Source organism: Psychrobacter sp. UBA5136 (genome assembly GCF_002414005.1).
Lineage (GTDB): Bacteria > Pseudomonadota > Gammaproteobacteria > Pseudomonadales > Moraxellaceae > Psychrobacter.
This window is the reverse complement of the sequence record NZ_DHYG01000029.1, coordinates 1-3,505: the sequence shown is the minus strand read 5'-3', so window position 1 is coordinate 3,505 and position 3,505 is coordinate 1. Positions and strand designations below refer to the sequence as shown.

General features: G+C 45.7%; 3 protein-coding genes. 2 read left to right on the top strand and 1 reads right to left on the bottom strand.

Translation table 11 applies throughout. The features are described 5' to 3' along the window. Positions 1-8: 8 nt before the first annotated feature. Positions 9-659, bottom strand: a complete 651-nt coding sequence (locus tag B4240_RS03535; protein ID WP_296236860.1) for a DUF924 family protein — start codon at positions 657-659, stop codon at positions 9-11. 90 nt (positions 660-749) lie between these two features. On the opposite strand from B4240_RS03535, the gene B4240_RS03530 reads away from it, so the two are divergent. Together B4240_RS03530 and B4240_RS03525 are read left to right on the top strand one after the other, a co-directional pair. Continuing rightward, complete coding sequence (locus B4240_RS03530; protein ID WP_296236859.1) at positions 750-1,970, top strand: carboxynorspermidine decarboxylase; 1,221 nt, start codon at positions 750-752, stop codon at positions 1,968-1,970. A gap of 247 nt (positions 1,971-2,217) precedes the next feature. After that, the gene (locus tag B4240_RS03525; protein ID WP_296236858.1) at positions 2,218-3,489 is read left to right on the top strand and encodes a saccharopine dehydrogenase family protein; all 1,272 of its coding nucleotides are present in this window, start codon (positions 2,218-2,220) and stop codon (positions 3,487-3,489) included. The last annotated feature ends 16 nt before the right edge of the window (positions 3,490-3,505 follow it).

Sequence of the window (3,505 nt, the reverse complement as noted above, 5' to 3'; positions counted from 1 at the left end):
CTTCTGCGCTAAAAGGTTAAAAAGGCTTCCTCTTCATCAGACGTTTCGCGATCTAGAGCATCATTACGATGCGGAAAACGACCAAATTTATCAATAATTTCTTTATGACGGAGCTCAAAGTCTAAAGTAGTGGCATCATTTAATTGCTCAAACAAGGGCAGATAGCGCTCATGAATCATCAAGGATTCAGAATGCATAAACGGCATAATAATAAAGCGGCGCCACTCCATCGGTAGCGTATTAAAATGTGGTTGCCCAATGGCTTCTTGGGCCAATGCTAGCGCCATCCCGTCTTGGGCAAAGGCGCACGCTTGCTCGCGGCATAAATTACGCGAAAACTGATCTAACACGATAATTTCTGCCAAGCGGCCCGCCAGCGCCGTGATTGAGCTGTTGCTATCCGCTGGCGCATCTGCAATACGCCACGTCACGCATTCTCCTCGTTTTGCCGCCTGCCAAATCTCACCAAATTTATCCTTTATCTGCTTATCAAAGGCATCATTTCTTTCAAACCAATATTGCTCATTGTCTTTGTCGAACCAAAAATCCAAAACCGCACGCGCATCGGCGGGAAGATGCTTCAAATTGATGTTTTGCGGATCTCTTTGAACGAAGTTGGTTGGATTTTTAGCCGTGGAATAGTCGGTTGAGAGTGACATAAGATATTCTAATTATGATGGATTTAGTCTACTATAGCGCAAATATTTAGGTCTGTCATGACGCCGACCGCCGCTATTAGGTAACCTATTATGAATACAAGTACGCCGTTACAAACCAGCCAGCCATCTCTACCATCAACGCCATACTATCTGCTTGATGAAGCCGCTATTATCGCTAACATGCAGATTATCGCGCGGCTATGCGAATTATCAGGCGCTAAAGCACTGCTCGCGCTTAAATGTTTTGCGACTTGGGGCGTGTTTGATGTCATGCAGCCATATTTGCATGGCACGACATCATCTTCACTCAACGAAGTGCGCTTGGGCTATGAAACTTTTGGTCATAACATGGAGGCAAACCACGAAGATAAAAAAGAAACCCATGCTTATAGCGTTGCTTATAGCACCGATGAGATTGATGAGGTATTAAGCTATGCTGATAAGATTATCTTTAACTCAATCTCACAATTAAACGCCTTTAAAGAACAAGCCGCGGCAAAAAATATTCCGGTCGGGCTGCGCTTAAACCCAAAAACCAGTAATTCGTCTTTTATCATCGCTGACCCTGCGCGTCCCTTTAGCCGCTTGGGTGAACATGATAAAGATAAAATTAAAGCAGTACTTGCTGACATTACTGGCGTTATGATACATAACAATTGCGAAAACGACAGCTTTGAGGCGTTTAGCGCAAGCTTAGCGGATATCGAAGACAGGTTTGGCGAGGTGTTAGCGCAGCTTGACTGGGTCAGTTTGGGCGGCGGCATTCATTTTATCGCGCCTGATTATCCATTAGAAAAACTTGCTAGCCGTTTAAAAGGCTTTAGCGAGAAATATGGCGTACAAATCTACCTTGAGCCGGGTGAAGCAAGTATCCATGGCGCTGGCTCATTGGTCACGACCGTCTTAGATACCATGCACAATGAAAAAAACCTTGTCGTCGTTGATGCCTCTATCGAAGCGCACATGCTTGATTTGCTTATTTATCGTGAATCTGCACCCATTGCGGCGATTAACGAAGAAGAGATAAATATTTTACCTATCGATACGGCTAGCGCAGCTGACATGGCAGATAACACCCTCATTTATGGACGCTCTTGTTTGGCAGGGGATATCTTTGGTGAGTACGATTTACCTAGCAATTTACAGATAGGCGATACCATTGCGTTTGGCAATGCCGCAGGTTATACCATGGTAAAGAAAAATTGGTTTAACGGGGTCAATATGCCAGCAATCGTCATCCGCCGTTTAGATGGGACGATTGAGGTGCAGCGTGAGTTTGACTATCAAGACTATAAAGCCAGCTTGTCTTAATTTTGCTCGTAAGGCTTGTGCGATGAATGCTAGGATGCGAAATTAGCGTTTATTTTATCCATTAATTATTGCCGAAAAGTAGAAAAAAATTGTTATAATTGCCGCGGGCAAAAACAGCCAGTTTTGCCCGACGGGTGCGTGGGTTTTCCTCGGTCTTCCTTTTTAATTCACGCATATCATTCACTCGTTTCTGTTTTGACTCGCCACGATCGATGGTATCGACAGGGACACAAAGGAGGATTGTTCATTGAACACAAATCAAACCAAACCTAGCAAAAAAGACGTGCTCATCATCGGTGCAGGCGGTGTGGCGCAAGTGGTCGCGCATAAGTGTGCGATGCATAATGACGTCCTTGGCGAGATTCATATCGCTTCACGCACGCAAGATAAATGCGATGCCATCGCCCAAAGCGTCAAAGACAAGAGTAGCTTTAAGCTGCCCGCGGTATTGCATACGCATCAAGTCGATGCGATGGATACCCAAGCGCTGATTCAACTGATTGAAGAGACGGGCGTGCAAATCGTCATCAATGTCGGCTCGGCATTTGTGAATATGACCGTGTTAGAAGCTTGTATCGAGACGGGCGCGGCGTACATTGATACGGCGATTCATGAAGACCCGCGCAAGATTTGCGAGACGCCGCCATGGTATGGCAACTACGAATGGCAACGCCGCGAGCGCTGTGCCGACAATAATATCACGGCGATTTTAGGCGCAGGATTTGATCCTGGCGTGGTCAATGCCTACGCGCGCCTTGGTTATGACATGATGGATGCAGGCTCGGTAACCGATATCGACATTATCGATATCAATGCGGGCAGCCATGGTAAGTATTTTGCCACTAACTTTGATCCTGAGATTAATTTCCGTGAATTCACTGGTACGGTTTATTCGTGGCAGGACAGCAAGTGGCAGTCGAATAAGATGTTTGAAGTCAAGCGTACCGATGATTTGCCTGTTGTCGGTGTGCAAAACAGCTATTTAAGTGGTCACGATGAGGTTCATTCTTTATCAGCCAATTTAGACGTGCCAAACATTCGCTTTTGGATGGGCTTTGGTGAGCATTATATTAACGTCTTTACCGTGCTCCAAAACTTAGGATTGTTGTCCGAGCAGCCAGTAATAACCGCTGAAGGACAAGAAGTGGTTCCGTTAAAAGTGGTCAAAGCGGTGCTACCAGATCCAAGTTCGCTTGCGCCAAACTATACCGGCAAAACCTGCATTGGCGATAAAGTCAAAGGTAAGATTGATGGCGTCGATAGCGAGGTATTTATTTACAATATTTCCGACCATAAAGAAGCTTATAATGAAGTTGGTAGCCAAGGCATCTCTTATACCGCAGGCGTACCGCCCGTTGCTGCGGCGATGCTAGTTGCCACTGGCGAGTGGGACGCGGGCAAAATGGTTAACGTTGAAGAGCTTGATGCCAAGCCTTTTATTAACTTGCTCAATAAAATTGGCCTGCCAACCCGCATTCAAGACGTTAATGGTGATAGAGCGCTTGAGTTCGATATTTAACCTTTTAGCGCAGAAG

Excerpts from the sequence above, each read along its gene's own strand:
- B4240_RS03530 (WP_296236859.1), top strand. The coding sequence starts at position 750 with ATGAATACAAGTACGCCGTTACAAACCAGCCAGCCATCTCTACCATCA.
- B4240_RS03535 (WP_296236860.1), bottom strand. The coding sequence starts at position 659 with ATGTCACTCTCAACCGACTATTCCACGGCTAAAAATCCAACCAACTTC.